Annotated in this window: 19 protein-coding genes and 1 pseudogene; 11 read left to right on the top strand and 9 right to left on the bottom strand. The window is 70.1% G+C overall.

Annotated features, from left to right (window positions below):
• The first annotated feature begins 204 nt into the window (after window positions 1-204).
• The 4 genes from ABT078_RS28575 to ABT078_RS28560 all read left to right on the top strand — a co-directional run bounded on the left by ABT078_RS28575 (window position 205) and on the right by ABT078_RS28560 (window position 5,201).
• Window positions 205-1,581 carry an ABC transporter substrate-binding protein gene (locus ABT078_RS28575; RefSeq protein ID WP_351232637.1) on the top strand — a complete coding sequence of 459 codons (1,377 nt, stop codon included), beginning with the start codon at window positions 205-207 and terminating at the stop codon, window positions 1,579-1,581.
• Between the two features lie 7 nt (window positions 1,582-1,588).
• Window positions 1,589-2,977: a carbohydrate ABC transporter permease gene (locus tag ABT078_RS28570; RefSeq protein ID WP_351232635.1), complete on the top strand. Its 1,389-nt coding sequence runs from the start codon at window positions 1,589-1,591 to the stop codon at window positions 2,975-2,977.
• On the top strand, window positions 2,974-3,858 hold the full coding sequence (locus ABT078_RS28565; RefSeq protein WP_351232633.1) for a carbohydrate ABC transporter permease: 885 nt from the start codon (window positions 2,974-2,976) through the stop codon (window positions 3,856-3,858). Before ABT078_RS28570 ends, ABT078_RS28565 begins: the two co-directional genes overlap by 4 nt.
• A gap of 431 nt (window positions 3,859-4,289) precedes the next feature.
• On the top strand, window positions 4,290-5,201 hold the full coding sequence (locus ABT078_RS28560; RefSeq protein ID WP_351232631.1) for a class I SAM-dependent methyltransferase: 912 nt from the start codon (window positions 4,290-4,292) through the stop codon (window positions 5,199-5,201).
• On the opposite strand, the gene ABT078_RS28555 is transcribed toward ABT078_RS28560, so the two are convergent.
• Both ABT078_RS28555 and ABT078_RS28550 read right to left on the bottom strand, forming a co-directional pair.
• Window positions 5,173-6,636 (bottom strand): glycosyltransferase, encoded by a 1,464-nt coding sequence (locus ABT078_RS28555; protein ID WP_351232629.1) that lies wholly within the window; start codon window positions 6,634-6,636, stop codon window positions 5,173-5,175. The genes ABT078_RS28560 and ABT078_RS28555 overlap by 29 nt on opposite strands.
• Window positions 6,637-6,836: 200 nt before the next feature.
• Complete coding sequence (locus tag ABT078_RS28550) at window positions 6,837-7,445, bottom strand: TetR/AcrR family transcriptional regulator (protein ID WP_351232627.1); 609 nt, start codon at window positions 7,443-7,445, stop codon at window positions 6,837-6,839.
• A 161-nt stretch (window positions 7,446-7,606) separates the two neighbouring features.
• Between ABT078_RS28550 and ABT078_RS28545 the strand changes: the two genes are divergently transcribed.
• The 3 genes and pseudogenes from ABT078_RS28545 to ABT078_RS28535 all read left to right on the top strand — a co-directional run.
• Entirely contained in the window at window positions 7,607-8,506 is a 900-nt protein-coding gene (locus ABT078_RS28545; RefSeq protein WP_351232696.1) for an ABC transporter permease, read from the top strand.
• Complete coding sequence (locus tag ABT078_RS28540; RefSeq protein ID WP_351232625.1) at window positions 8,499-9,299, top strand: ABC transporter ATP-binding protein; 801 nt, start codon at window positions 8,499-8,501, stop codon at window positions 9,297-9,299. The genes ABT078_RS28545 and ABT078_RS28540 overlap by 8 nt, the downstream gene beginning before the upstream one ends.
• Window positions 9,300-9,367: 68 nt before the next feature.
• A pseudogene (locus ABT078_RS28535) lies at window positions 9,368-9,697 on the top strand (hypothetical protein); the annotation flags it as partial.
• Window positions 9,698-9,794: 97 nt separating this feature from the next.
• Here ABT078_RS28535 and ABT078_RS28530 read toward each other — a convergent pair.
• Window positions 9,795-14,738: an NAD-glutamate dehydrogenase gene (locus ABT078_RS28530; protein WP_351232623.1), complete on the bottom strand. Its 4,944-nt coding sequence runs from the start codon at window positions 14,736-14,738 to the stop codon at window positions 9,795-9,797.
• Between the two features lie 467 nt (window positions 14,739-15,205).
• Between ABT078_RS28530 and ABT078_RS28525 the strand changes: the two genes are divergently transcribed.
• A complete protein-coding gene (locus tag ABT078_RS28525; RefSeq protein ID WP_351232621.1) occupies window positions 15,206-15,772 on the top strand; it encodes a DJ-1/PfpI family protein in 567 nt (188 codons plus the stop codon).
• Between the two features lie 145 nt (window positions 15,773-15,917).
• On the opposite strand, the gene ABT078_RS28520 is transcribed toward ABT078_RS28525, so the two are convergent.
• On the bottom strand, window positions 15,918-16,580 hold the full coding sequence (locus ABT078_RS28520) for an HAD family hydrolase (RefSeq protein WP_351232619.1): 663 nt from the start codon (window positions 16,578-16,580) through the stop codon (window positions 15,918-15,920).
• Window positions 16,581-16,659: 79 nt separating this feature from the next.
• Window positions 16,660-17,166, bottom strand: a complete 507-nt coding sequence (locus tag ABT078_RS28515) for a DUF6912 family protein (RefSeq protein ID WP_351232617.1) — start codon at window positions 17,164-17,166, stop codon at window positions 16,660-16,662.
• Window positions 17,167-17,442: 276 nt separating this feature from the next.
• Between ABT078_RS28515 and ABT078_RS28510 the strand changes: the two genes are divergently transcribed.
• Window positions 17,443-17,883 carry an Rv3235 family protein gene (locus tag ABT078_RS28510; RefSeq protein ID WP_351232615.1) on the top strand — a complete coding sequence of 147 codons (441 nt, stop codon included), beginning with the start codon at window positions 17,443-17,445 and terminating at the stop codon, window positions 17,881-17,883.
• A 232-nt stretch (window positions 17,884-18,115) separates the two neighbouring features.
• On the opposite strand, the gene secA is transcribed toward ABT078_RS28510, so the two are convergent.
• Window positions 18,116-20,938, bottom strand: a complete 2,823-nt coding sequence (gene secA / locus ABT078_RS28505) for a preprotein translocase subunit SecA (RefSeq protein WP_351232613.1) — start codon at window positions 20,936-20,938, stop codon at window positions 18,116-18,118.
• Between the two features lie 268 nt (window positions 20,939-21,206).
• On the opposite strand from secA, the gene ABT078_RS28500 reads away from it, so the two are divergent.
• Window positions 21,207-21,782, top strand: coding sequence for a GNAT family N-acetyltransferase (locus ABT078_RS28500; protein WP_351232611.1), 576 nt, complete (start codon window positions 21,207-21,209; stop codon window positions 21,780-21,782).
• Between the two features lie 172 nt (window positions 21,783-21,954).
• On the top strand, window positions 21,955-23,118 hold the full coding sequence (locus ABT078_RS28495) for a winged helix-turn-helix domain-containing protein (protein WP_351232609.1): 1,164 nt from the start codon (window positions 21,955-21,957) through the stop codon (window positions 23,116-23,118).
• Window positions 23,119-23,210: 92 nt separating this feature from the next.
• Here ABT078_RS28495 and ABT078_RS28490 read toward each other — a convergent pair whose 3' ends face one another.
• The 3 genes from ABT078_RS28490 to ABT078_RS28480 all read right to left on the bottom strand — a co-directional run bounded on the left by ABT078_RS28490 (window position 23,211) and on the right by ABT078_RS28480 (window position 25,870).
• Window positions 23,211-23,951, bottom strand: coding sequence for a response regulator (locus ABT078_RS28490; protein WP_351232607.1), 741 nt, complete (start codon window positions 23,949-23,951; stop codon window positions 23,211-23,213).
• A gap of 185 nt (window positions 23,952-24,136) precedes the next feature.
• Entirely contained in the window at window positions 24,137-24,826 is a 690-nt protein-coding gene (gene hpf, locus ABT078_RS28485) for a ribosome hibernation-promoting factor, HPF/YfiA family (RefSeq protein ID WP_351232605.1), read from the bottom strand.
• 330 nt (window positions 24,827-25,156) lie between these two features.
• Window positions 25,157-25,870: a ComF family protein gene (locus tag ABT078_RS28480; RefSeq protein WP_351232603.1), complete on the bottom strand. Its 714-nt coding sequence runs from the start codon at window positions 25,868-25,870 to the stop codon at window positions 25,157-25,159.
• Between the last annotated feature and the right edge of the window lie 86 nt (window positions 25,871-25,956).

Genomic DNA, 25,956 nt, shown 5'->3' with positions numbered 1-25,956 from the left:
CCCCAACCCCGCCACGGCGGGCACCAGACCCCCGGCAGGCCCTGACGACACGTCACGAGGCCATCAAGATCACCCAGTTGGCAGCGGAGGCGGTATTGCCTCGCCTCCGCCCCAGGCGTAGACCTGACCCCACGGGACGGGAGCGGTGCCGCCTGCGTCACGGTCGGCTGTGCCCTCCGAAGGTGCACGAGAGACGGGGCAGTGATGCGGACAGCACGTACGACTCGTACCACTCGCACTAGGGCCGCCGCGGGGCTCGTCGCCATAGGCGCCCTCGTCGCACTCACCGGCTGCGGCAGTGACAAGGACGGCGGCGGAAGCACGCCGGTCAGCACCGGCGGCAGCGATTCGGCCCCCACCGTCCAGCTGCCCAAGCTGAACGGCGAGAAGATCGAGGTCGCCGCGGTCTGGACGGGCCCCGAGCAGGAGAACTTCACCAAGGTCCTCAAGGAGTTCGAGAAGCGCACCGGCGCCACCGTCACGTTCGTCCCGGCGCAGGACCCGATCGTCAACTTCCTCGGTACGAAGATCGCCGGCGGCAGCCCGCCCGATGTGGCGATGCTGCCGCAGGTCGGTGCGATCCAGCAGGCCGTGGCGCAGAAGTGGGCCAAGCCCCTCGGCCCGGAGGCCAAGGCCGAGCTCGCCAAGAACTACACCAAGGGCTGGCAGGACCTCGGCTCCGTCGACGGCACGCCGTACGGCGTCTATTTCAAGGCCGCCAACAAGTCCCTCATCTGGTACAACAACGCGGTCTTCGAGAACGCCGGCGCCACCGAGCCCAAGACCTGGAAGGACTTCCTGACGACGGCCGAGACGATCTCGGCGTCCGGCGTCACCCCGGTCTCGGTCGGCGGCGCGGACGGCTGGACGCTCACCGACTGGTTCGAGAACGTCTATCTCTCCCAGGCGGGTCCGGAGAAGTACGACCAGCTGGCCAAGCACGAGATCAAGTGGACCGATCCCTCCGTCAAGCAGGCGCTGACGACCCTCGCCGAACTGTTCGGCAAGCCCGCCCTGATCGCGGGCGGTGCGGACGGTGCCCTGCAGACCGAATTCCCCAAGTCCGTCACCCAGACCTTCACCGGCGGCGACCAGCCCAAGGGCGCGATGGTCTTCGAGGGCGACTTCGTCACCGTCAACATCGCCCAGACCGAGGCCGAGGTCGGTACGGACGCGAAGGTGTTCCCGTTCCCGGCGGTCGGCGCCGAGCCCCCGGTGGTCACCGGCGGCGACGCGGCCGTCGCGCTGAAGGACTCCAAGGGCGCGCAGGCGCTGCTGACGTTCCTGGCGTCGCCCGACGCGGCGAAGATCTGGGCCGGGTCCGGCGGCTTCATCTCCCCCAACAAGTCCCTGGACGTGGCCGCGTATCCGAACGACGTCCAGCGCGACATCGCGAAAGCGCTGATCGCCGCGGGCGACGACTTCCGCTTCGACATGTCGGACCAGATGCCGCAGTCGTTCGGCGGCACGCCCGGCAAGGGCGAGTGGAAGGCGCTCCAGGACTTCCTCAAGAACCCGAAGGACATCGCGGGCACGCAGGCGCGGCTGGAGGCCGACGCGGCCAAGGCGTACAAGAGCTGACGCGGCGATGACGGCCCCCGGAGCGTCCGACCGAGCCTCCAACGGCACGTCCTCCGAAGCGGCGGAGGGCCCCGCGCCCTCCGCCACCGGCGGCGTGCGCAAGCGCACGAGCGTGACCGGCACCCGCAGGCTCGTCGCCGCCGGCTTTCTGCTGCCCGCGCTTGTGCTGCTCGGCGCGCTCGTGGTCTACCCGATCGGGTACTCCCTCTACCGGTCCTTCTTCGACAAGTCCGGCAGCGCCTTCGCCGGGCTCGACAACTACGTCGAGATCTTCACCGACGACACCATCCTCACGGCCGTCAAGAACAACGCGATCTGGGTGGTCGTCGCCCCGGCCCTCGCGACCGCCCTCGGTCTGATCTTCGCCGTGCTCACCGAGCGGGTCCGCTGGGGCACGGCGTTCAAGCTCATCGTCTTCATGCCCATGGCGATCTCGATGCTGGCCGCGGGCATCATCTTCCGGCTGGTGTACGAGCAGGACCCGGAGCGCGGCGTCGCCAACGCGATCTGGGTCGGCGTGCACGACACCTTCGCCGAATCGGCCGGTTTCCCGAAGGCGCATCCGCTGCCCGCCCATCCGCTCGAGGCGGCGGGCGGCGGGGCGTTCATCACCAAGGAGCCGGTCACGGCGGGCACGGCCGTCCAGCTGCCCCTCGTCGGGGTGGCTCCCGGAAAGATGCCCGACGATGCGAAGCCCGCGAAGGCCCCCGCGACCGAGCCCGGCAGGATCACCGGCACGGCCTGGCTGGACTTCACCCGGGGCGGCGGCGGGAAGCCCAACACCGTCGACGCCAAGGAGCTGGGCCTCAAGGGCATCAAGGTCGAGGCGGTCAGGGACGGCAAGGTCGTCGCCACCGCCACGGCGGCCGCCGACGGTACGTTCTCGCTCCCCGCGGAGGCGGAAGGAGCGCGACTCCGGCTGCCGGAGAGCAACTTCCGCGAGCCGTACAACGGAGTGAATTGGCTCGGCCCGTCGCTCGTGACCCCGGCGATCATCGGCTCGTACATCTGGATGTGGGCGGGCTTCGCGATGGTGCTGATCGCCGCGGGGCTGGCGGCCGTGCCGCGCGAGCTGCTGGAGGCGGCCCGGGTGGACGGGGCCAACGAGTGGCAGGTCTTCCGCAGAGTGACCGTCCCGCTGCTCGCGCCGGTCCTCGCGGTCGTCCTGGTCACGCTGATGATCAACGTCCTGAAGATCTTCGACCTGGTCTTCATCATCGCGCCCGGCTCGGCCCAGGACGACGCGAACGTGCTGGCACTCCAGCTCTACCGCTCGTCGTTCGGCACCGACGCCCATCTCGGCGTGGGCAGCGCCATCGCGGTGCTGCTCCTGCTGCTGGTGATCCCGGTGATGCTCTTCAACATCCGGCGGATGCGAAGGGAGACGCGCCGATGAGCACCGACTCCGCCGCAAGGGCGAAGGCGAAGCCGACGCTCGCCGCCCGTGTCGCCGCCCGTACCGGCGGCGGGGCCATGCGGGTCTTCCTCGTCCTGGTCGGGCTGTTCTGGCTGATGCCGACCGTGGGGCTGCTGCTGTCCTCGCTCCGCTCGCCCGCCGACATCAACGCGAGCGGCTGGTGGGAGGTCTTCACCGAGCCCGCCCGGATCACGACCGAGAACTACTCCAGACTGCTGGAGAACGACACCATCACCGATTCGCTGCTCTCCACGGTCCTGATCACCGTTCCGGCCACGGTCCTGGTCGTCGTGATCGGCTCGCTCGCGGGATACGCCTTCGCGTGGATGGATTTCCCGGGCCGTGACTGGTGGTTCCTGGTCGTCGTCGGACTGCTCGTCGTCCCGGTCCAGGTCGCCCTCGTCCCGGTGTCGAAGCTCTTCGGCGAGATCGGGATCTTCGAGACGACGGCCGGCGTCGTGATCTTCCACGTCGCCTTCGGCCTTCCCTTCGCGATCTTCCTCCTCCGGAACTTCTTCGCGGAGATTCCGCGGGAGTTGCTGGAGGCGGCCCGGCTGGACGGGGCGGGCGAGATCAGGCTGTTCACGCGGGTCGTGCTGCCGCTCGGCGGGCCGGCGATCGCCTCGCTCGGGATCTTCCAGTTCCTCTGGGTCTGGAACGACATGCTGGTCGCGCTGATCTTCGCGGACTCCGAGTCACCGCCGATCACCGTGGCGCTGCAGCAGCAGGTACGGCAGTTCGGCAACAACATCGACGTCCTGGCGCCCGGCGCGTTCGTGTCGATGGTGATTCCGCTCGCCGTGTTCTTCGCGTTCCAGCGGCAGTTCGTGTCCGGTGTGATGGCGGGCGCGGTCAAGTAGCGCGCCCCGGTGCAGTCTGCGCCGGCGCCGCGTTCGCACGCCCGATCGAATCGTCGACCGGGCGTGCGTATACACGAGAGCACCGCACGAGAAACATCGGCGCCTCACCCGCCCGCAAACCCTTCGACACCTCTGCCCGGTACGACCGGGTCATGGCCTTCGTCGACCCCCGCGACTCCCGCACGGCGCCGGAGGAGTGGTGCCCGCCGGTCTTCGGGCGGATACCCGGCCACACGTCGGGCACCTGCGGTGCTGCCGCGCGGCGTATGTCCGGTGCGCCTGCGACACGTCCATGACGTACGCCGCACTGTGTGCGCCCACCCAGCGCATCCGGCTCACGGACACGCGTACCAGCCCCAGCCGAAGCCCCGGCCTCAGCGTCACCGCTCATCGTTCCCCCTCATCGCCGAGTCCCGAGAGAGAAGACATCCATGGCACAGACGAGTGCACCGGCGCAGTCCCCCGCCGAGTCCCGCGGAGAACTCCCCCAGCCCACCCGGCTCGATGACGTCAAGGGCTGGTTCCGGCCGGTCGACCAGGTGCTCTTCGACTGGTTCCTGACCCTCCAACGTGACCGGGGCGAAGCGGGTGACCTGCTCGAACTCGGCGCGTACATGGGCAAGAGCGCGATCTTCCTGGGCATGTACCTGCGGGACGGCGAGGAGTTCACGGTCTGCGACCTCTGGGACTCGCCCGCCCCCGACGTCTCCAACAGCGCCGAGATGAACCGGTCGTACGCGACGCTCACCCGCCGCGCCTTCGAGGCCAACTACCTGTCCTTCCACGACCAGCTGCCGACTCTCGTCCAGGCGCCAACCTCCGTGATCTCCTCCCGGGTCCGCGGGGCAAGCTGCCGCTTCGTCCACATCGACGCCTCGCACCTGTACGAGCACGTCAAGAACGACATCGAGGCCGCCCGGGAGCTCGTCACCACGGACGGCCTCGTGGTCCTCGACGACTTCCGGGCCGAGCACTGCCCGGGTGTAGCGGCCGCCGCCTGGGGAGCCGTCGCCACCTCGGGGCTGCGGCCGGTCTGCATCACCGCCACCAAGATGTACGGGACCTGGGGCGCCCCGGAGAAGACGCATGACGCGCTGCTCGCCTGGCTGAGGACGCGGACGGACCTCGTGCACGTGGTGGAGGAGGTGGCCGGGGCGCCGCTGATCCGTATCGACGGCAAGAAGTCGGCCAGTCCGGCGCAGCCGGAGTCCCGTCACCGGCCCGGGCCGGCGACCGGCGCGGCTCAGCGGCGGCGGGCCCCGCTCGCCCGCCGTGTCGCACGGGACCTGCTGCCGCCGATCCTGACCCGCGCACTCAGGCGGGTCGTGCACGGCCGCCGCTGAGCCGGCGCCCCGGCAACCCGACGGGGGAGACGGCGACGACCAGCCCCCGCGTGCCGTCCGCGGCCACGTTCAGCCGGTACGGGCGCAGGCCGCGCAGGCCGTGGGCCCGCCGGGGCGGGGCGCCGACGGGCACAGTGGCCAGGTGCTCGGTACCGAGGAATGACGTGCGCAGGCCGATCCGGGTGCGACCGGGCGGAAAGGCGTCGGCGGGAATGCGTACCTCGATCACCGTGCCGCCGCCGTCGGGAGCCGGGCGCAGCAGGATCCGGCCGGCCTGCGGGCCGGTGCCGGTGAGCCGGACCGGAGCCGGGTCGAGTGCGGCCAGGCGGGGCAGCGGGCTGCGGGCGGTGACGACGAGGGTGTGGCGGGCGGGGCCGGTGCGCCGCCAATTCGCGGAGAGGAGGTGGGTGCGCAGGGGCGGTACCCCGTGGCCGGCCTCGTAGCGGATGACCGAGAGGAGTCCTGGCAGGTCGCCGGTGCGTACGTACGACAGGCGCAGGCGCAGTCCCGGCCTCAGCCGGGCGAGCACTGCGTCGCTCAGGTGGTCCGTGATGAGCCTGCGCAGCCCGGCGAAGACCCGCCGCCGGACCGGCTCGGCCGCCTCCAGGAGTCCGGGGCCGGTCAACCGGTCGGCCTCGTCGGCGAAGTGGCGGAGGTGGAAGCCGTCGCGGAGCGGGCCGGGCTCGGTGAACCGGGCCGTCACGGCCATCGCGGCGGCCGTCCCGCGCAGCAGGTCCTCGATCGCGGGCGCCTCGGAGCCGGGGTCGGCACCGAAGCAGTAGTCGTAGTCGGCCAGTACGGAGATGCCTCGTCCCCGGAAGAGGGCTTCGAGGGTGAACGCCTGCTCGGCGAGGGCGGCGGGGACGTCCTCGTGGAATCGCAGGCCGTGCGGCTCCACGGCCGCCTCCCGGCGGAACAGCTTGGTGCACGACAGCTCCCACGGCAGCCCCGGGGCGTCGAACGGTACGCCGTGCTCGGTGCGGGCGAAGACGGCGCCGGATGCACCGGTCGCGCCTGCGGTCTTGGCGTACACGACCCCGGAGCCGTAGGCGTCCGCGGCGCCGACGAGACGGGCCAGCGCCTCCCGGCCGAGGAAGCCGTCGGCGCGGAGGAAGAACAGATAGCGGCCACGCGCACGTGCGAGGGCCTGGTTGCGGGTGCCGGGACGGAGGAGGACGGTGCGCAGACGGGGGTGGTCGGTGAAGAACCGTTCCAGCTCGGCCCGGCTGCCGTCGTCGGTTCCGTCGTCCACGACGAACACCTCGATGCGGTCCTCACCGATGGTCTGGCCGACGAGCGACCCCAGGCACCGGTGGAGGTGCGGCTCCGCGTCACGGCCCGCCTTGTGGAGCGTGACGATGACGGTGACGTCGGGGACGTCGGGGACGGGAACGTCGGGGATGTCGGGGGTGTCTGCCGTGCCCGGTGCGCTCATGAGGTGACCTCCACACGCCTCGGGCGTGCCGTCCGCCCGCTCGACACAGCAACGACGCTCCGCCCATTCGGGCTACGCACCGGCGGCCGGCGTTCGCCCACTCGGCCGAGCGCACGCAGCAACCGTGCGCCGTGCCACCTGCCGCCCGCATGCGGCACGCAGGCGGCCCGTAGGCGCGACCTCATCTGCGTCTCAGCAGGTCAGCGCGTCAGTGCCGCCACCGCAGAGGCCGCGAGGTCGTCGAGGTACCCCTTGGGCAGATCGCTGCGCACCACGACCAGCCGCCAGTACAGCGGTCCGATGATCACGTCCAGCGCGCGGTCCGGGTCCGTCGAGGCCGGCAGCTCGCCGCGCGCGACCGCGTCGCGCACCACCAGCGCGGCGACGCCCTGCTGGCTGTCGAGCAGGGCGGCCTTGATCGCGTCGGAGATCTCGGGATGGCGGGCGGCCTCGACCAGCAGATCGGGGATGACCTGGGACGCGATCGGGTGGCGCAGGGCGTGCGAGGCGACTTCGAGGAGGGCGCGGACGTCCCCGTACAGCGAGCCGGTCGCCGGCGCCGGCAGCCCCCGCGCGGCGAAGGCCGAGACCAGGTCGAGGACCAGGGACAGCTTGGACTTCCAGCGCCGGTAGACCGCGGTCTTGCCGACGCCCGCCCGGCGCGCGATGCCCTCGATCGACATCCGGGCGAAGCCGACCGCGGCCAACTCCTCGAAGACGGCGACGCGAATCGCTTCGGTCACGTCCTCCCGGAGCACAGCGGCTCCCGCGGGGGCGCGTCGTGGGGTTCCCGGGTCCGTGGCGGTCATGTCCAGAGCATACCCGTGACGACGAGACGGTTGCGTTGCGACGTCATCGCGTCCTACCCTCCCCGTAGCGACGATACGGGTCCGTCCCGTCGTGAACGATCCGCCGCCGCCCCTCCCCCCTGCCTCCGGCGAAAGCGACCAGCGTGAGCAGCAGCCAGACGATGATCAAGACCCGGCCGCCCGCACCACCCGCGGAGAGCCTCGGCGAGCTTGCCGCCCGGCACGGACTGACGGTCAGCGGGGCCCGGCCCTCGCTCGGCGCGTACATCGGACAGCTCTGGTCGCGCAGACACTTCGTCACCGCGTTCGCGACAGCCCGGCTCACCGCGCAGTACAGCCAGGCGAGGCTCGGCCAGGTCTGGCAGCTGATGACCCCGCTGCTCAACGCCGCGGTCTACTACTTCATCTTCGGGATCCTGCTCAAGACCAGCCACCACGTCCCCGACTTCGTGCCGTTCCTGGTCACCGGCGTCTTCATCTGGACCTTCACCTCCAACTCGGTGATGGCGGGGACCAAGGCCATCTCCGGCAACATCGGGCTCGTACGGGCTCTGCACTTCCCGCGCGCCGCGCTCCCCATCGCCCTCTCGCTCCAGCAGCTCCAGCAACTGCTCTTCTCCATGGGCGCGCTGACCGTCATCCTGATCGGCTTCGGGCAGTTCCCGCAGGCGTCCTGGCTGCTGGCGGTTCCGGCGCTGCTGCTCCAGGCCGTCTTCAACACCGGCCTGTCGATGGCCATGGCCCGCATCGCCGCCCGCACCCCCGACATCGCCCAGCTGATGCCCTTCCTGCTGCGCACCTGGATGTACGCGTCCGGGGTGATGTTCAGCCTCGCGACGGTCCTCAGGGGCCGGGACCTGCCGCACTGGGTCGCCGTGGCCCTTCAGTGCAATCCGGCCGCCGTCTACATCGACCTGATGCGCTTCGCGCTCATCGACAGCTTCACCTCGGCCCAGCTGCCGCCGCACGTCTGGGCGGTCGCCCTCGGCTGGGCCATGCTCTTCGGGGCGGGCGGATTCCTGTACTTCTGGCAGGCGGAGGAGCAGTACGGCCGTGGCTGATCGCGTCAACCGCATCGATGCGAGCGAGAAGACCCCCACCGTCGTCGCCGACGGCGTCCACATCACGTACACGGTCAACGGCGCGAAGACCGGCCGCGGCGCCGCCACCGCCGCCCTGAGCCGGCTTCTGTCCCGCAGACAGGACAGGAACGGCGGCGGCCGCGAGGTCCACGCCGTCAAGGGCGTCAGCTTCGCCGCGTACAAGGGCGAGGCGATCGGCCTGATCGGCTCGAACGGCTCGGGCAAGTCCACGCTGCTGAAGGCGATCGCCGGCCTGCTGCCGACCGCCAAGGGCAGCATCTACACCCAGGGCCAGCCGTCCCTGCTCGGCGTGAACGCCGCCCTCATGAGCGATCTGACCGGCGAACGCAATGTCGTCCTCGGCGGGCTCGCGATGGGCATGACGCGCGAGCAGATCCACGACCGCTACCAGCAGATCGTCGACTTCTCCGGCATCAACGAGAAGGACGACTTCATCTCCCTGCCGATGCGGACGTACTCCTCCGGCATGGGGGCGAGGCTGCGGTTCTCGATCGCCGCCGCCAAGAGCCACGACGTTCTGCTCATCGACGAGGCACTGGCGACGGGCGACGCGAAGTTCCAGCGCCGCAGCCGGCAGCGGATCGAAGAGCTGCGCGAGGAGGCCGGCACGGTCTTCCTGGTCAGCCACAGCAATTCGGCGATCACATCGACGTGCGACCGCGCGCTCTGGCTGGAGTCCGGGACCCTGCGGATGGACGGCCCGGCGGAGGAGGTCGTCGCCGCGTACGAGGCCTTCACCAAGAAGAAATAACAAGAAATCAGCGCATTACGGGCTAGGGTGCGGGTCGATGACGACCCAGCAGGTCCCCCAGCAATCCTTCACGGCGCTGGACCGCGGCGACGCCCTTCGACGCCACGCTCTGCGCCGTGCTCCTCTTCACCGTCACCAGCCGCGTCGTCAGCCCGCAGTATCTGATCTGGCTGCTCGGCCTGGCAGCGGTCTGCCTCACCTCACGCCGCACCACCCAGCGCCCGGTCGCGCTTCTGCTCCTGCCGGCGACGGCGCTCAGCTCGCTCGCCTAACCGCTGCTGTACGAGCACGTCGTGGCCACCACCCCGCTGGGCGCTCTGCTCATGGTCGTACGGAACGGCCTGCTGCTGGCTGCGGCACTGCTTTCGGCCCGGCGGCTGTGGGCGGGCACAACATAGGGGGCACGGCACAAGAAGGGGCGCCCACCACAGCGGCGGGCGCCCCTCCTCCAGAACTCAGCTGTTCAACTGTTCCGTTGCTCCGTTCAACAGCGCCTCAGCTGTGGGATCGCAGCAGCTGGCGCATCGTCCGCATGGCCACCGACAGGTTCGCCAGGTCGAACGTGTCCGAACCCTGGATCTCCTCCAGCGTCGTCCGCGCCCGCCCCAGGATGGCGGCGTTCTTCTGCTCCCACGCCGTGAAGCGCTCCTCGGGCGACGACGAGCCGTTGCCCACGGACAGCACGTCGGCCGTGAGCGCGGCATGCGCGGCGTACAGCTCCTCGCGGATCGCGGCGCGGGCCATCGACTGCCAGCGGTCGGCCCGCGGCAGCTCGATGATCCGGTCCATCAGCGCGGTGATCCTCAGCCGGTCCGCCAGGTCGTAGTAGACCTCGGCGACGGCCAGCGGGTCCTTGCCCGTGCGATCCGCGATCGCGACGACGTCGAGCGTCGGGAAGGCGGACGAGAACCCGGCGACACGCATGGCCAGGCCCTCCGGGACGCCGGCGGCCGTGAACTCCTCGAGCAGCCCCTGGTACCAGTCCAGGTCGATACCTCGGAGCATCTTCGGCAGCTCGGCCCACACCTGCTCGACGCCCGCCGCGAAGAAGCCGATCGTCTCCGTGAGTTCCAGCGGCTGCGGCCGGTTGCCGAGCAGCCAGCGCGTGCCGCGCTCGACCAGACGGCGCGAGTGCAGCCGGATCCGGGTCTGGACGTCGGCGGCGACCTTGTTGTCGAGCGCCTCGACGGCGTCCCACACGTCGCCGAGACCGAAGATCGCACGGGCGGCGGTCTGCGCCCTGACGATCTCCTCGGTCGAGGCTCCGGTCTCCTCGCGGAGCCGGTGCAGGAAGGTCGAACCGCCCGTGTTGACGGTGTCGTTGACCAGGACGGTGGTGACGATCTCGCGGCGCAGCGGGTGGCTGTCGACCGCCTCGGTGAACCTCTCCCGCAGCGGCTTGGGGAAGTACGCGTACAGCAGCCCGCGCAGATACGGATCGTCCGGCAGCGCCGTCCCGATCAGCTCCTCGGCCACCGTGATCTTGGTGTAGGCGAGCAGGACGGCGAGCTCGGGCTGGGAGAGGCCCTTGCCGCTGTTCAGCAGCTCGCGGATCTGGCGGTCGTTGGGCAGGAACTCCAGCGCACGGTTCAGCGCGCCGTCCCGGCCGAGCCGGCGCATGAAGCGCTGGTGGGCGTGGAGCAGGCTGGGCGACTGGGCGACGGCGTTGGCCAGGGCCACGTTCTGCGCGTAGTTGTTGCGCAGCACGAGCGTGCCGACCTCGTCGGTCATCCCGGCGAGCAGCTTGTTGCGCTGCTTGACCGTCATGTCACCTTCCGTGACGAGCCCGTTGAGCAGGATCTTGATGTTCACCTCGTGGTCGGAGGTGTCCACGCCCGCGCTGTTGTCGATGGCGTCGGTGTTGATCTTGCCGCCGTTGCGGGAGAACTCGATCCGGCCGAGCTGGGTCAGGCCCAGGTTGCCGCCCTCACCGACGACCTTGACCCGCAGGTCCGCGCCGTCGACGCGGATTGCGTCGTTGGCCTTGTCGCCGACATCGGCGTGCGTCTCGGTCGACGCCTTGACGTACGTACCGATGCCGCCGTTCCACAGCAGGTCCACCGGGGCCTTGAGGATCGACTTCATCAGCTCGGCCGGGGTCAGCTTGGTGACGCCGGGCTCGATGCCGAGGGCCTGGCGGACGTGCGCGTTGATCGGGATCGACTTGGCCGTACGGGGGTGGATGCCGCCTCCGGGCGACAGCAGCTCCTTGTTGTAGTCCGCCCAGGACGAGCGGGGCAGCTCGAAGAGGCGGCGGCGCTCGGCGTAGGAGACGGCGCTGTCCGGGTCGGGGTCGATGAAGATGTGGCGGTGGTCGAAGGCCGCGACCAGCCGGATGTGCTCGGAGAGCAGCATGCCGTTGCCGAACACGTCACCGGACATGTCGCCGACGCCGACGACCGTGAAGTCCTCGGTCTGGGTGTCGTGGCCGAGCTCGCGGAAGTGCCGCTCGACGGACTCCCAGGCGCCGCGGGCCGTGATGCCCATGCCCTTGTGGTCGTAACCGGCCGAACCGCCGGAGGCGAAGGCGTCGCCGAGCCAGAAGTTGTACGAGACGGCGACCTCGTTGGCGATGTCGGAGAACGTCGCGGTGCCCTTGTCGGCGGCGACGACGAGGTACGTGTCGTCCTCGTCGTGGCGGACCACGTCCTGGGGCGGCACGACCTCGCCCGCCACCAGGTTGTCGGTGATGTCGAGCAGCGCCGAGATGAAGGTCTTGTAGCAGGCGATGCCCTCGGCGAGCCAGGCGTCACGGTCCACGGACGGGTCCGGAAGCTGCTTGGCGACGAAGCCACCCTTCGCGCCGACCGGCACGATCACGGTGTTCTTCACCATCTGCGCCTTGACCAGGCCGAGGATCTCCGTACGGAAGTCCTCACGCCGGTCGGACCAGCGCAGGCCTCCTCGCGCGACCTTGCCGAAGCGCAGGTGCACGCCCTCGACCCGCGGCGAGTACACCCAGATCTCGTAGGCCGGGCGGGGTGCCGGCAGATCCGGGATGGCCTGCGGGTCGAACTTCATCGACACGTAGCCGTGCCACTCGAAGGCCTGGGCCTCCTGGAAGAAGTTGGTGCGCAGGGTGGCCTTGATGAGGGTGAGGAAGGAGCGGAGGATCCGGTCCTCGTCGAGCGAGGCGACCTGCTCCAGGGCGGCGTCCAGCTCCTCCAGCAGGGCGTCGGTCAGCTCGGTGCCGGCGCGCTGGCGGTCCGGCGCCATCCGGGCCTCGAAGAGGTTGATCAGCAGCCGGGTGGTGTGGACGTTGTTGAGGAGCGTGTCCTCCATGTAGTCCTGGCTGAAGGTCGAACCGGCCTGGCGCAGGTACTTGGCGTACGCGCGCAGCACCATGGCCTCGCGCCAGGTGAGACCGGCGCGCAGCACGAGCGAGTTGAACGTGTCGTTCTCCGCGGCGCCCGTCCACACGGCGGAGAAGGCTTCCTGGAAGCGCTCGCGCGCATCGTCGGCGAGGTAGTCGCCGTTGCCGCTCGGGATGGGCATGCGCAGACCGAAGTCGTAGATCCACGCGTGCGTACGGTCCGCGCAGCGCAGCTCGTACGGCCGCTCGTCGATGACCTCGACGCCGAGGCGGTTGAGGACCGGGAGCACGGCGGAGAGGGAGACCTGCTCGCCCGATCGGTAGATCTTGAAGCGGCGCTCGCCGGGGCCGGCGCCGACCGGCTCGTAGAGGGAGAGCGAGAAGTCCTTGTCGGAGCGGGCGAGCTGCTCCAGGTGGACCAGGTCGGCGACGGCGGCGCGCGGCGAGTGGTCGGCCTTGTAGCCCTCGGGGATGGCGTTGGCGTACTTGTGCAGCACCTCGGCGGCGCGCTCCTCGCCGAGCTCGGCGTTGAGCGCCTCGGCGAAGCCGTCGGCCCAGGAGCGGGCGGCCTCGGCGAGCCGGGCCTCGATGCGCTCCTTGTCGACGTCGGTGAGGTGGGCCAGCTCGGTGCCGGACGCCACGCGCACGACGAAGTGCAGCCGGGTGAGCACCGACTCGGTGCTCATGAGGGTGAAGTCGACGCTGGTGCCGTTGAGCTCTTCCTTGAGGATGCCGGTCAGGCGCTCGCGGACGGTGGTGTTGAAGCGGTCGCGCGGCAGGTAGACGAGGGCCGAGTAGTAGCGCCCGTACTCCTCCTGGCGCAGGTACAGCCGCAGCCGGCGGCGCTCCTGCAGGTACAGGACGCTCGTCACGATCGACCGGAGCTCGTCGGCGGGTGTCTGGAACAGCTCGTCGCGCGGGTACGTCTCCAGGATCTGCAGCAGGTCGCGGCCGTCGTGGCTGTGCGGCGAGAAGCCGGCGCTGTCGAGGACCTCGGTGACCTTGCGGCGGATGACCGGGACCCGGCGCACGGACTCGGTGTACGCGGCCGAGGAGAAGAGGCCGAGGAAACGGCGCTCGCCGATGACGTTCCCGTCGGCGTCGAACTTCTTCACGCCGACGTAGTCGAGGTAGCTGGGCCGGTGGACGGTGGAGCGGCTGTTGGCCTTGGTCAGGATCAGCAGCTTGTGCTCGCGGGCCTTGGCGCGGGCGTCGACGGGCAGCCGGTTGAAGGAGGGGCTCACCGGGTGGCCGTGTGCGTCGTCGTCGCCGCTGTGGTGCGGGTCGGAGCGGAGGATGCCGAGGCCGGTGCCGGGGACGGCGGAGAGCGCGTCACCGTCGACGAGGTTGTACTCGCGGTAGCCGAGGAAGGTGAAGTGGTCGTCGGCGAGCCAGCGCAGCAGCTCGCGGGCCTCGGCGACCTCCTCCTCACGGAGGTCGTCGGCGATGGGCTCGCCCGGCAGCTCGTCGGCGATGCGCAGCGCGGCGTCGCGCATCTTCTCCCAGTCCTCGACGGCCTCGCGGACGTCGGACAGGACGCGGAGCAGGTCGGTGGTGATCTGCTTCAGATCGGCGCGGTCGGTCTCGCGGTCGATCTCGACATGGATCCAGGACTCGACGAGGGCGTCGTGGGGGCGCTTGCCGCCGTTGGGCTCGCCCGGAAGCACCTCGATGAGCCTGCCGGTGACATCGCGGCGGACGACGACCTGGGGGTGGATCACGACATGGATGCCGCGGCCCTGGCGGGAGAGCTCATTGGTGACCGAGTCGACCAGGAACGGCATGTCGTCGGTGACGACCTCGACCACGGAGTGGCTGGACGTCCAGCCGTTCTCCTCGACGGTCGGGGTGTGCACCCGGACGTTGGCCGTGCCCTGCGGGCGGTTCTCCGCCAGGCGGTAGTGCGAGACGGCAGCGCCGAAGATGTCGACGGGGTCGCGGTCGGTGAGGTCCTCGGGGGCGGTGTGCAGGTAGTAGCGCTGGAGGTACGCGAGGACGGTGTCCTTGTCCGGACGCTCCCCGCTGTCGGACCCAGTCGGAAGTTGCCCCCCGCTTGGGCTGTGCTCAGCTACCCGGGCAGCCCTCTCGAGCAGCTCGGCCTTGGCTTCGTCCAGCTTGGTCTGCATGTCCTCTGGCTCCTGTCGCGCGCCGTTGCGTGACGTCGGTGGAAAAAATGGCACAACGCCACGACGCGGGGTGTCCGGTCGGGATCGACGCTATGCCGTGGTGAGGGATGTCCGGGCCGTTCTCGGCCATTTCCGGCAGCGGGCCCGGGCGGCGACCGCGACTGCGGCCGCGGAGTAGATCAGCTCGCACCCGGTCGCTGTGGCGTACCGGGCGCGGGCCGGGGGCTTCGCTGCCCCCACGGCATATCGCGCTGATCACGGGTCAAGGCTATCGCTCCGCACCCCTGCCCCGTCATGAGCCGTATGTGTACAAAAGCGGGGCCGGAAGTTTGACACTCTGGACAGCGACACGCATGGCCTCTTGGCAAATTCCCCCGGGCGAGGCAGGTTGACTCCGTGACCTGAAGCCCAACAAATCGAGAACAAGCGGCGAAAAGACGACAAATTGATACCGGGGAGCAGTAGCCATGACCGTGCAGATTCTGATCGTCACCGGCGACGCGGCCGAGTCCCTCGAGGTCCTCTACCCGTACCAGCGGCTCCGCGAGGAGGGATACGAGGTCCACATCGCCGCCCCCGCGCGCAAGAAGCTCCAGTTCGTCGTCCATGACTTCGAGCCGGGCTTCGACACGTACACGGAGAAGCCGGGCTACACCTGGCCCGCCGACCTGGCGTTCTCCGAGGTCGACCCCGGCGAGTACGCCGCGATCGTCATCCCGGGCGGCCGGGCGCCGGAGTACCTCCGGAACGATCCCGAACTCCGCAAGATCCTGAAGTCCTTCTTCGACGCGGACAAGCCCGTGGCGCAGATCTGCCACGGCCCTCTGCTGACGGCCGCCACCGGCAGCCTCACGGGCCGCAGGGTCACGGCCTACCCCGCCCTCGAACTCGACATGCAGGCCGCCGGCGCCTCCTTCCGCGACGCCGAGGCCGTGGTCGACGGCACCCTGGTCTCCTCCCGCGCCTGGCCGGACCACCCGGCCTGGATGCGTGAATTCCTCAAGGTCCTGCGAGCCAAGGCCCCTCTGAGCTGACGCGCCCGGGCCCGCGCCCCCGGTAGCCCGCGCCGGGGGCACACCGGCGCCCTCGGGGACGCAGCGACCGACGGTCTCGGCCGCGGGCGCATCGCCCGTCGCGCCGTGTCCCCAAGGCGTCGCCCGACGCACGCGGAACAGCGCGCTACGCCACCAGCTCCTCCGCGACCGTCACGGCCTCCTCGAGGCTGTCCACCACCGGAACGCCCGCGGCCGCCAGGCTGGTCCTGCTGTGCGACCCGCCGGTGTAGAGCACCGCCCTCGCCCCCACGTGCGCCGCCGCCACCGCGTCGTCCACCGCATCGCCGATCACGACGACCCGCTCCGCCTCGACGGCCTCCAGCGCGGACAGATGGCGCACCATGTGCTCGGTCTTGCCCGCGTGCGATCCTCCGATCCGCCCGTCCACCCGTATGAAGCGCGCCTCGATGCCGTGCCGCCGCACGATCGGTACCAGCTGCTCGTGCGGGGCCAGCGACAGCAGCGACTGCGTACGCCCCGAGGCCTGCCGCTCCGCGAGAAGCTCCGCCGCCCCCATGGTGAGCCCGCACGCGTCGGCCCGTACCCAGTAGTGCTTGTGGAACACCGCGTCCATGACCGCCCACTCGTCGTCCGTGGGCAGCCGGCCCATGAGCCGCTCGTAGAAGCGCGGCACGGGCACGCAGTACAGATCCCGGTACCGCTCGAGCGTGATCGGCTCCAGCCCTATCTCCGCGAAGGACGCGTTCGTCGCGTCGATGATGGCGTGGATGTCGTCGAGCAGTGTGCCGTTCCAGTCCCAGACCAGATGTGCGCTGTGCTTCCCCATGCCAAGAGACGGTACCGCCGGGGTGTGACAGCCAGACGTACCGCCCGGAACGGACGGTCGGCGTGCGCCCGGCGGTAGGTCAGCCGATCAGCCCGGGGATCTCCTGCACCCCGTACCACAGCAGCTCATGGTCCTCCGCGCCATCGACGACGAACTGCGCGTCGTCGTCCCCGTGATCCGCGGCCCCCAGCGCAGCCGCCGCCGCGGACACGTCGGCCTCCGCCTCGTCGGAGTCCACGTGCACCGACGCCGCCTCGGCCAGCGGCACCGCCGAGGCGATCCTCACCTCGCCGAGCGACGCGGACCCGAGCGCCTGCCCCGGGTCGGCGACCGCGGCCCCGTCCGGTACGTCGACAGCGACCACGACCCGGCGCCGCGAGGCGCCCGGGTCCCCGGCGAGCAGCCGGAGCGACGCCGCCGCGGCCCTGTTCAGCGCGGCGTACTCGAGCTCCTCGATGTCGTCGGAGACGTACCACTCGCGCAGCGCGGGAGTCACGGCGTACGCGATCAGGGGGCCGGGGCCCAGCTCACCCGCCTTGTACGCCTCTGCGAGACCGGGGAGGGTCAGGGGTACGTAGACGCGCATGGCAGGCCGCTTTCGTCGTCGGGTGAGCACTTAAGGATACGTGCGGAGTACCCCATCGGGCTGCTTCCGGCCGCCCTTTCAGGCGCCGCCCCGGCGCGCCTCCGGCCCTCCTCCGACCCGCTTCCCGCAGGGCCCCGCACACCCTCCGGTCACCCGGATAGGTGATCTTCTGCGCACGCTCCCGCACGGCCCGACGGCGCTTGCGACGGCACCCGCCGCGCCCGTACAAGATCCCCACCGAAAGTTACCTGTGGGTATCGAAGGGAGCGTCAAGCCATGGACCTCACCTCGGCGAGGACACGTACGAGGCCCGCCGGCCGCCACGACAGCCGCGGCCCGGGGCGCGCACCACACCGCAGCGCGCCGCCCACCGGCGGCAGGTCCCGCCTCCCCCGCTACTGGTTCGCCGAACGGCTGCTCTCGGTCCTCAGCGGCACCCGCCCGGTCCACTGGATGCTCGGCCACACCATCGGGGACGCGTACGAGCAGCTCATCCGCCTCGCCCCGGGCGCCCCCCTGGCCACGAACGGGCTGCGGCCGGTCGTCCGCCACTGCGACGAGTACGTCCCCCGCCCCGGCGTCATCGAGGCCTTCGCCCGCATCGGCGCAGGCGACCGCGTCCGCGCCATGGCCTTCCGCCTCGAACAGGGCCCCGACCTCCGCTGGCGCTGCGCCGCGGTGGAACTGGGCGGCGAACGCCTCACCGTCGGCTCGTGACCACCTTGCCGCCGACTGCTGCCCTCAGGTGCGGCGCCCCGGCCCATGAGGAGCCCCTCAGGCCCCGGCACGCCGCCCGCGCAGAGAGGGCCGAGGCCACGGGCCCCGAGCACCCACCGAACCCCCCGCAGGCGGCCGTACAAGCGCAAACGAAACGGCCGTGGGGCCGGACACCTCGGCTGGTGTCCGGCCCCACGGCCGTCTGCGCCGCTAGCCGCGAGGCGAAGGCGGCTTACTTCTTGCGGCGTCGCCCGCCGCTGCTCTTCTGCGCCTTGCGGCGCTCCGCGCGCGTCATCCCGTCCGACTCGGACCGGGCCGGCCCGTCACCGTTCGTGAAGTCGCCCTCCACAACGCCGCCCTCACCGTCGACGGTCGGGGCCGAGAAGTGCAGCCGGTCCGGCCGCTGCGGCGCGTCGAGGCCCTTGGCGCGGATCTCCGGACGGCCCGCACCCGCAGGCACCGCGTCCTCCTTCGCCAGCGAGGTCTTCTCGGCCGCGTCCTGCACCGGGATCTCCTCGACCTGCTGCTCGACCTGGACCTCCAGGTTGAACAGGTAGCCGACGGACTCCTCCTTGATGCCCTCCATCATCGCGGTGAACATGTCGAAGCCCTCGCGCTGGTACTCGACCAGCGGGTCCTTCTGGGCCATCGCACGCAGGCCGATGCCCTCCTGGAGGTAGTCCATCTCGTAGAGGTGCTCGCGCCACTTGCGGTCCAGGACGGACAGCACCACGCGCCGCTCCAGCTCACGCATGATGTCCGAGCCGAGCTGCTTCTCGCGCTCGTCGTACTGCTCGTGGATGTCGTCCTTGACGGTCTCGGCGATGAACTCGGCGGTGATCCCGGCCCGGTCGCCCGCCGCCTCCTCCAGCTCGTCGACGGTCACCTTGATCGGGTAGAGCTGCTTGAAGGCGCCCCACAGCCGGTCCAGGTCCCACTCCTCGGCGAAGCCCTCGACGGTCTCCGCCTGGATGTACGCGTCGATCGTGTCGTCCATGAAGTGGCGGATCTGCTCGTGCAGGTCCTCGCCCTCCAGGACGCGGCGGCGCTCGGCGTAGATGACCTTGCGCTGCCGGTTGAGCACGTCGTCGTACTTCAGGACGTTCTTGCGCGTCTCGAAGTTCTGCTGCTCGACCTGGGACTGCGCCGACGCGATCGCCCGCGTCACCATCTTGTTCTCGATCGGGACATCGTCCGGAACGTTGGCCATGGCCATGACGCGCTCGACCATCTGGGCCTTGAACAGGCGCATCAGGTCGTCGCCGAGCGAGAGGTAGAAGCGGGACTCGCCCGGGTCGCCCTGACGGCCGGAACGACCGCGCAGCTGGTTGTCGATACGGCGCGACTCGTGCCGCTCGGTGCCCAGGACGTAGAGCCCTCCGAGGTCCTTGACCTCCTCGAACTCCGTCTTCACGGCCGCCTCGGCGCGCTTCAGCGCGTCGGGGAGGGCCGCGGCCCACTCCTCGACGTGCTCGACGGGGTCCATGCCGCGCTGGCGCAGCTCCGCCTCCGCCAGATCGTCGGGGTTGCCGCCGAGCTTGATGTCCGTACCACGGCCGGCCATGTTCGTGGCGACCGTGACCGCGCCCTTGCGGCCGGCCTGGGCGACGATGATCGCCTCACGGTCGTGCTGCTTGGCGTTGAGCACCTCGTGCTGGATGCCCCGCTTGTTGAGCTGCTGCGAGAGGTACTCGGACTTCTCGACCGACGTCGTACCGACGAGGATCGGCTGGCCCTTCTCGTGCTTCTCCGCGATGTCGTCGACGACGGCCTCGAACTTGGCGACCTCGGTCCGGTAGATCAGGTCGGACTGGTCCTTGCGGACCATCGGCCGGTTCGTCGGGATCGGGACGACGCCCAGCTTGTAGATCTGGTGGAACTCGGCGGCCTCGGTCATCGCCGTACCGGTCATGCCGGACAGCTTGTTGTAGAGGAGGAAGAAGTTCTGCAGGGTGATCGTGGCAAGGGTCTGGTTCTCGTCCTTGATGTCCACCCCTTCCTTCGCCTCGATCGCCTGGTGCATGCCCTCGTTGTAGCGGCGGCCGGCGAGGATACGGCCGGTGTGCTCGTCGACGATCATGACTTCGCCGTCGATGACGACGTAGTCCTTGTCCTTCTTGAAGAGCTCCTTGGCCTTGATGGCGTTGTTCAGGTAACCCACGAGCGGCGTGTTCACCGACTCGTAGAGGTTGTCGATGCCCAGCCAGTCCTCGACCTTGGAGACGCCGGACTCGTGGATGGCGACGGTCCGCTTCTTCTCGTCGACCTCGTAGTCGCCGGTCTCCTCGATGCCCTTCAGGGGGTTGCCCGGCTCGCCCCTGGTGAGGCGCGTCACCAGCTTGGCGAAGTCGCCGTACCACTTGGTGGCCTGGTCGGCGGGGCCGGAGATGATCAGCGGCGTACGGGCCTCGTCGACGAGGATCGAGTCGACCTCGTCGACGATCGCGAAGTTGTGACCGCGCTGGACGAGCTCCTCCTTCGACCACGCCATGTTGTCGCGCAGATAGTCGAAGCCGAACTCGTTGTTCGTGCCGTACGTGATGTCGCACGCGTACTGCTCACGGCGCTGCGCGGGCGTCATGTTGGCCAGAATGCAGCCGACATCCAGGCCGAGGAACTTGTGCACCCGGCCCATCATCTCGGAGTCGCGCTCGGCCAGGTAGTCGTTGACCGTGATCAGGTGGACACCCTTGCCCGAGAGCGCGTTGAGGTACGCCGGGAGCGTGCCGACGAGGGTCTTGCCCTCACCGGTCTTCATTTCGGCGACATAGCCGAGGTGCAGCGCGGCGCCACCCATGAGCTGGACGTCGTAGTGACGCTGGCCGAGAACGCGCTTGGCGGCCTCGCGGACGGTCGCGAAGGCCTCGGGCAGCAGGTCGTCGAGGCTCTCACCGTCGGCGAAGCGCTCCTTGTACTCATCGGTGAGCGCGCGCAACTCGGCGTCGGAGAGGGTGACGAAGTCCTCCTCGATGGAGTTGACCTGGTCCGCGATGCGGTGCAGTTTGCGCAGGATCTTGCCTTCGCCTGCACGCATGAGCTTGTTGAAGACGGACACTGAGGTTGGTCTCCTTGCCGGTCGGGCCTGGCACTGGGTCGTGTGATGGACACTGGCGCGGGCACGGCAGGTGGGCCCCACCGCAACGGCCATCGTAAGCGAGGACCCCGCCAAGCCGGGAGGTCCTCCCCCACGGGGCTTCGCCCATGTGCGCGTCCCGGACAAAGACCGACTGCCGCGCATCAGGACAACGTACGGAAAGCGCGGAAGGTGCCGCCGACCCCGAAAAGTGTTCGCACGCCGGACGGAGAGTCACCAGAATCCCTTCATGGAGCCCATCACTCTCATCACCGAGCGGCTCGCGCTGCGCACCTTCACGCCGGACGACGCGGAAGAGGTCCGTGCGGCTTGTCAGGATCCCGGCATCCAGCGCTGGATCCCGGCGATTCCCGTGCCGTACGAGCGACAGCACGCGGAGGAGTTCGTCGGCCTGATCGTCCCGGACGGCTGGCGCAACGACTCGGCGTACAGCTTCTGCGTACGTCCCCGGGGCGGCGGTCCGCTCCTCGCGTCGGCCAGCCTGCACCACCCGCGCGCGGGTGCGTGGGAGGTCGGCTTCTGGACGGCCAAGGAGCACCGGGGTCACGGCTACGCGGCGGAGACGGCGCTGGCGCTGGCCCGCTGGGCCTTCACCGAGCTGGAGTGCATCCGCCTGGAATGGCGTGCCGAGGTCGGCAACGTGGGATCGCGTGCCGTCGCCGAGAAGGCCGGCTTCACGGTCGAGGGCATCCAGCGCGCGGGCCTGCAGAACCGGGAGACGCTCCGGGACAGCTGGGTCGCGTCGTTGCTGCCCTCGGACCTGGGGCTGGTGTCGGCGGTCCCGTATCTGCCCGCGAAGGCGTGACACAGGCGGCGCGTCGGTGCGCCGGCGGCGACGCGGGACGCCGGGCCACCTGACCGGCGGGCGTCGGGGCCATCGGGCGGCGGTCGCCGGACACCAGGCGCCGAGGGCGGGTCCCGTCCTGATCTCGCTGGTCAGAGCATGCCTGTCAGTGCCGCCCTCTAAGGTGCCGGACATGACGACCGTGCCGCCCGCCGTTGCCGACCTGTCCGCCGACGACGCCCGCCGCATAGCGCTGCGCGCCCAGGGGTTCCTCGGTGCCCCCGACCGGCGGGGCGGCGTGCGCGGCGTGCTGCGCCACCTCGGCGCCGTTCAGCTGGACACGATCTCGGTGCTGGCCCGCTCGCACGAGCTGATCCCGTACGCGCGCCTGGGCGCGGTCGGCCGCAAAACGGTCGAGGACGCGTACTGGACGGAGACGCACGCCTTCGAGTACTGGTCGCACGCGGCCTGCGTCCTCCCCGTCGAGGAGTGGCCGCACTTCGCCTTCCGCCGCCGCGCCTACCGCTCCCGTCCGCACTGGTACCACGACCTGCCGGACGGTGCCTACGACGCGGTGATCAAGCAACTGCGTGCCGAAGGACCGCTCACCGCCACCGAACTGGGCGGCGCGAAGAACGGTGGGGAGTGGTGGGACTGGTCCGAGTCGAAGGTCGCCGTCGAGCGGGCCCTGATGTACGGCGAGGTGGTGTGCACCGAGCGGCGCGGCTGGAAGCGGGTGTACGACCTCGCCGAGCGCGCGATCCCGGACGAGTTCCTCCACGACGAGCTGGACGACCGCGAGTGCATGCGGCGCCTGGTGCGGCTGGCCGGGCAGGCCCTCGGGGTGGGCACCCGCGCGGACATCGCCGACTACCACCGGCTCAAGGGCGAGCAGTTCGACGCCGTGATCGCCGACTCGGGGCTCGTACCCGTCCGGGTCGAGGGCTGGGACAAGGCAGCCTGGGCGGACCCGGAGGCCCTGGCGAGTGAGCCGCGCGGACGTCACCGTACGACGCTGCTGTCGCCGTTCGACTCGCTGATCTGGGAGCGCGCACGCACCGAGCGGATCTTCGGCTTCACCCACCGCCTGGAGGCGTACGTCCCCAAGGCCAAGCGGGTGTACGGCTACTTCGCGATGCCGCTCCTCTCGGGCGGCAAGCTGCTGGGCCGGGTCGACCCGGCTCGCGAGGGCACGACCCTGGTCGCGCGGCAGGTCTCCCTGGACACCCCGAAGGCGGTCCGCCCCATGGCCCAGGCCTTGCTGGAAGCGGCGGAGTGGGTGGGCTGCGACTCGGTCCGCGTCGAACGCGTCGACCGCCCCGAGCTGACGGCCCCCCTTGTGGCGGCCCTCGCCTGAGAAGGCTCGAGGATCTCCCCCGCATCGCGCAGTGCTCTTCCGGGCGACGCCCCCGAACCCCCAGCCGCAGCCACGATCTCGCCGCCCACCGGCTACCGGATCTCGAGGATCTTCTCCCGCATCGCGTACACCACCGCCTCCATCCTGGAGTGCAGCTGAAGCTTCTCCAGGATGTTGCGCACGTGGTTCTTCACCGTGTTCTCGGAGATGAACAGCTCCTTGGCGATATCCCGGTTGTTCATCCCCGTCGCCACCAGCTTGAGGACCTCCAGCTCCCGGTCGGTCAACCGGGGCGCCGGCACCAGACGGCGCTCGTCGGTGCGCTGGATCATCGACTTGAACTCGGTGAGCAGCTTCGACGCCATGGAAGGGCTGATCTGCGACTGGCCGTCGGCCACGGCGCGGATCGCCGTGGCCACCTCGTCCGTGGAGATCTCCTTGAGGAGGTATCCCGTCGCACCGGCCTTGATCGCGTCGTAGAGATCGGCCTCCTCGTCGCTGATCGTCAGCATGATGATCTTCGCGCTGGGGGCCACCTCCTTGATCGAGGTGCAGGCTTCGATCCCACCGCGCTTCGGCATCCGTACGTCCATCAGCACGATGTCCGGCAACAGATCGGCGGCCTTGTCGACGGCCTCCGCGCCGTCACCGGCCTCGCCGACCACCTGGATGTCCTCCTCCTGGGCAAGGACGATCTCCAGCCCGCGGCGGAAGAGCGCATGGTCGTCCACCACGAGAACCCGGATCGGCTCCTTCCGGGAGACACCCGTCTCCCCGCCGTCCGTGCTCCCCGCGTCGTCCGCGCCCTGCACCGGCCCGAAGCTGTCCGCCATCGTTCCTCCCCCTGAGGCCATGGCCCTCGTTCATCTGCGGTCTGCCAACCGCAGTCCACGGCGCACCGGTTGGCTCGGGTCGCCATGATTCCATGCCTGCACGACAGCGGCGGTGTTCCCGTGGCGGCACGGTGGTGCCCCTGGGGGCGCAGAGGGCGCACCAGGGGCACCACGGAAAGACGGGATCAGCCGCCGAGCGCACCACCGGCGCCGCCCGACTCGTTCCCGGCGAGCGGGTCGGTCTGCAGGTGAATGACGCCGTAGTCATAGGCGTGTCGCCGGTAGACGACACTGGGCTCCTTGGTTTCGGAGTCGACGAACAGATAGAAGTCGTGCCCGACCAACTCCATCTCGTAGAGAGCCTGGTCGAGCGTCATCGGGGCGGCCACGTGATGCTTCTCGCGGACCACCAGCGGTCCTTCGCCCTGCACTTCGAGCGAGCCCATCCTGGTGGTGGGAATGGCGTTGGATGCTTCCTCGGAGACGGGCTTACCGCTCCCGTTCAACTGGGCCACGCCAGGAACGACGTCCGCGACCTCCGCTGCCGACAGCCTGCCGTTGCCTCGGCGCGTGTGGCGCTTGTCGTGCTGCTTGCGCAGTCGAGCCTCCAGCTTGGCCGTGGCCAGGTCGAGCGCTGCGTACGGGTCGCCTGCCGCTGCTTCGGCCCGGATCACCGGGCCGCGTGAAAGAAGTGTGATCTCCACGCGGTCGGAACGGTCGGCCTGCCGCGGGTTGTGCTCCTTGGACACCTCGACGTCCAGGCTGATCACCTTGCCGTCGAGCTTCTGGATCTTGTCCAGCTTCAGCTTCTCGGCCACGTGCTTGCGGAACCGCTCGGGCACCTCGGTCTTGCGGCCCTTGACGACGATGTCCACGCAGAACTCCGTTCCCGGATTGCTCCGCACTCGTCGCGGAGCGTCTCCCTTTTGCACCAGGCCCCGGTGAGCACCGGAGCCTCGGACTTGGTGACTTTCACCTCCTCCTCCCCCATCGGCAAGATCCCCACCCCACCAACTTCGAGGTTCTGGGGTTCCTTCATCAACACCTGGCCTTAACCCGACCATGTATTCGATGAGGGGCAGAGTTCACCATTCCTCACCACCGAACATAGCTCGCCAGGACCGTTGTCGGCACCCGCTACCAGCGCGTACGTCCATTCAGGCGATTTCCCCCGGTCACTACCTGCAACATTGCAAACTTCCCTGTCAGTTCCGGCCAACCCCGAAGGACAGAGGTGGTGCGGCGACCACGGCCGCACTCATCCCGGCGCTTCCGGCGGTGGCGACACGCAGTGCCCGCGCCGCCTCCACCAGCGAGGCTCCGGTCGTCATCAGATCGTCCACCAGAACGGCTCTGCGGCCCTCCAGCAGCCGCTCGGCACCGGGCGCCACCTCCAGGGCCCCCGCCATGTTCGCCAGCCTCCGGCGGGCCGAGAGACCCGACTGGTCCGCCACCTCACGGCACTGCCGCAGTACCGGGAGCGCGCAGGCATGCGCCCCCGAGCGCCGGAGCACCCCGGCCGCGGCGCTCGCGACACGGCGTGCCGCGTCATGACCCCGTGCCCGCACCGCGCGCCGCGCCGACGGCATGGGCACGAGCACCAGCGGCTCCGGGCCGCCGAGGGCCTCCGGCACCGCCGCCCGTACGGCCCCCGCAAGCGCGGCGCCGACCGGCCGTGCGAGCCCCAGCGCACCCCGCTCCTTGTGCGCCAGCAGCACGGCCCGGACCGCGTGCTCGTAGCGAGCGGCAGCGAAGACCACGGGCAGCCCCGCCGGCTCCGGACACGGCCGTACCCGCTGCGGCCCCCGACCGGCCAGCTGCCACACGCACTCCTCGCACAAGGGCGTACGAGGACGGCCGCAGCCGCTGCAGGCGATCGGCAACACCAGCCCGGAGATCTCGCGCCACCAACCCCGCATGACGACCACTGTGCGGCCACGGGGGACTCCCTGCCACCCCTGTGGAAAACTTCCCCCCGGCGCTCCCCCGCGACTGTCGCCACGGC

It is taken from the genome of Streptomyces sp. NPDC002133 (assembly GCF_040296405.1).
Lineage (GTDB): Bacteria > Actinomycetota > Actinomycetes > Streptomycetales > Streptomycetaceae > Streptomyces.
Note: the sequence above shows the minus strand (reverse complement) of the source record. Positions and strands in the feature narration are given on the sequence as shown.

Coding starts and splice junctions, on each gene's coding strand:
- ABT078_RS28490 (WP_351232607.1), bottom strand. CDS start 23,951: ATGGCGGACAGCTTCGGGCCGGTGCAGGGCGCGGACGACGCGGGGAGC.
- ABT078_RS28530 (WP_351232623.1), bottom strand. CDS start 14,738: ATGCAGACCAAGCTGGACGAAGCCAAGGCCGAGCTGCTCGAGAGGGCT.
- ABT078_RS28525 (WP_351232621.1), top strand. CDS start 15,206: ATGACCGTGCAGATTCTGATCGTCACCGGCGACGCGGCCGAGTCCCTC.
- ABT078_RS28560 (WP_351232631.1), top strand. CDS start 4,290: ATGGCACAGACGAGTGCACCGGCGCAGTCCCCCGCCGAGTCCCGCGGA.
- ABT078_RS28550 (WP_351232627.1), bottom strand. CDS start 7,445: ATGACCGCCACGGACCCGGGAACCCCACGACGCGCCCCCGCGGGAGCC.
- ABT078_RS28575 (WP_351232637.1), top strand. CDS start 205: ATGCGGACAGCACGTACGACTCGTACCACTCGCACTAGGGCCGCCGCG.
- ABT078_RS28570 (WP_351232635.1), top strand. CDS start 1,589: ATGACGGCCCCCGGAGCGTCCGACCGAGCCTCCAACGGCACGTCCTCC.
- ABT078_RS28520 (WP_351232619.1), bottom strand. CDS start 16,580: ATGGGGAAGCACAGCGCACATCTGGTCTGGGACTGGAACGGCACACTG.
- ABT078_RS28500 (WP_351232611.1), top strand. CDS start 21,207: ATGGAGCCCATCACTCTCATCACCGAGCGGCTCGCGCTGCGCACCTTC.
- ABT078_RS28545 (WP_351232696.1), top strand. CDS start 7,607: ATGATCAAGACCCGGCCGCCCGCACCACCCGCGGAGAGCCTCGGCGAG.
- ABT078_RS28480 (WP_351232603.1), bottom strand. CDS start 25,870: ATGCGGGGTTGGTGGCGCGAGATCTCCGGGCTGGTGTTGCCGATCGCC.
- ABT078_RS28510 (WP_351232615.1), top strand. CDS start 17,443: ATGGACCTCACCTCGGCGAGGACACGTACGAGGCCCGCCGGCCGCCAC.
- ABT078_RS28565 (WP_351232633.1), top strand. CDS start 2,974: ATGAGCACCGACTCCGCCGCAAGGGCGAAGGCGAAGCCGACGCTCGCC.
- ABT078_RS28555 (WP_351232629.1), bottom strand. CDS start 6,636: ATGAGCGCACCGGGCACGGCAGACACCCCCGACATCCCCGACGTTCCC.
- ABT078_RS28515 (WP_351232617.1), bottom strand. CDS start 17,166: ATGCGCGTCTACGTACCCCTGACCCTCCCCGGTCTCGCAGAGGCGTAC.
- ABT078_RS28495 (WP_351232609.1), top strand. CDS start 21,955: ATGACGACCGTGCCGCCCGCCGTTGCCGACCTGTCCGCCGACGACGCC.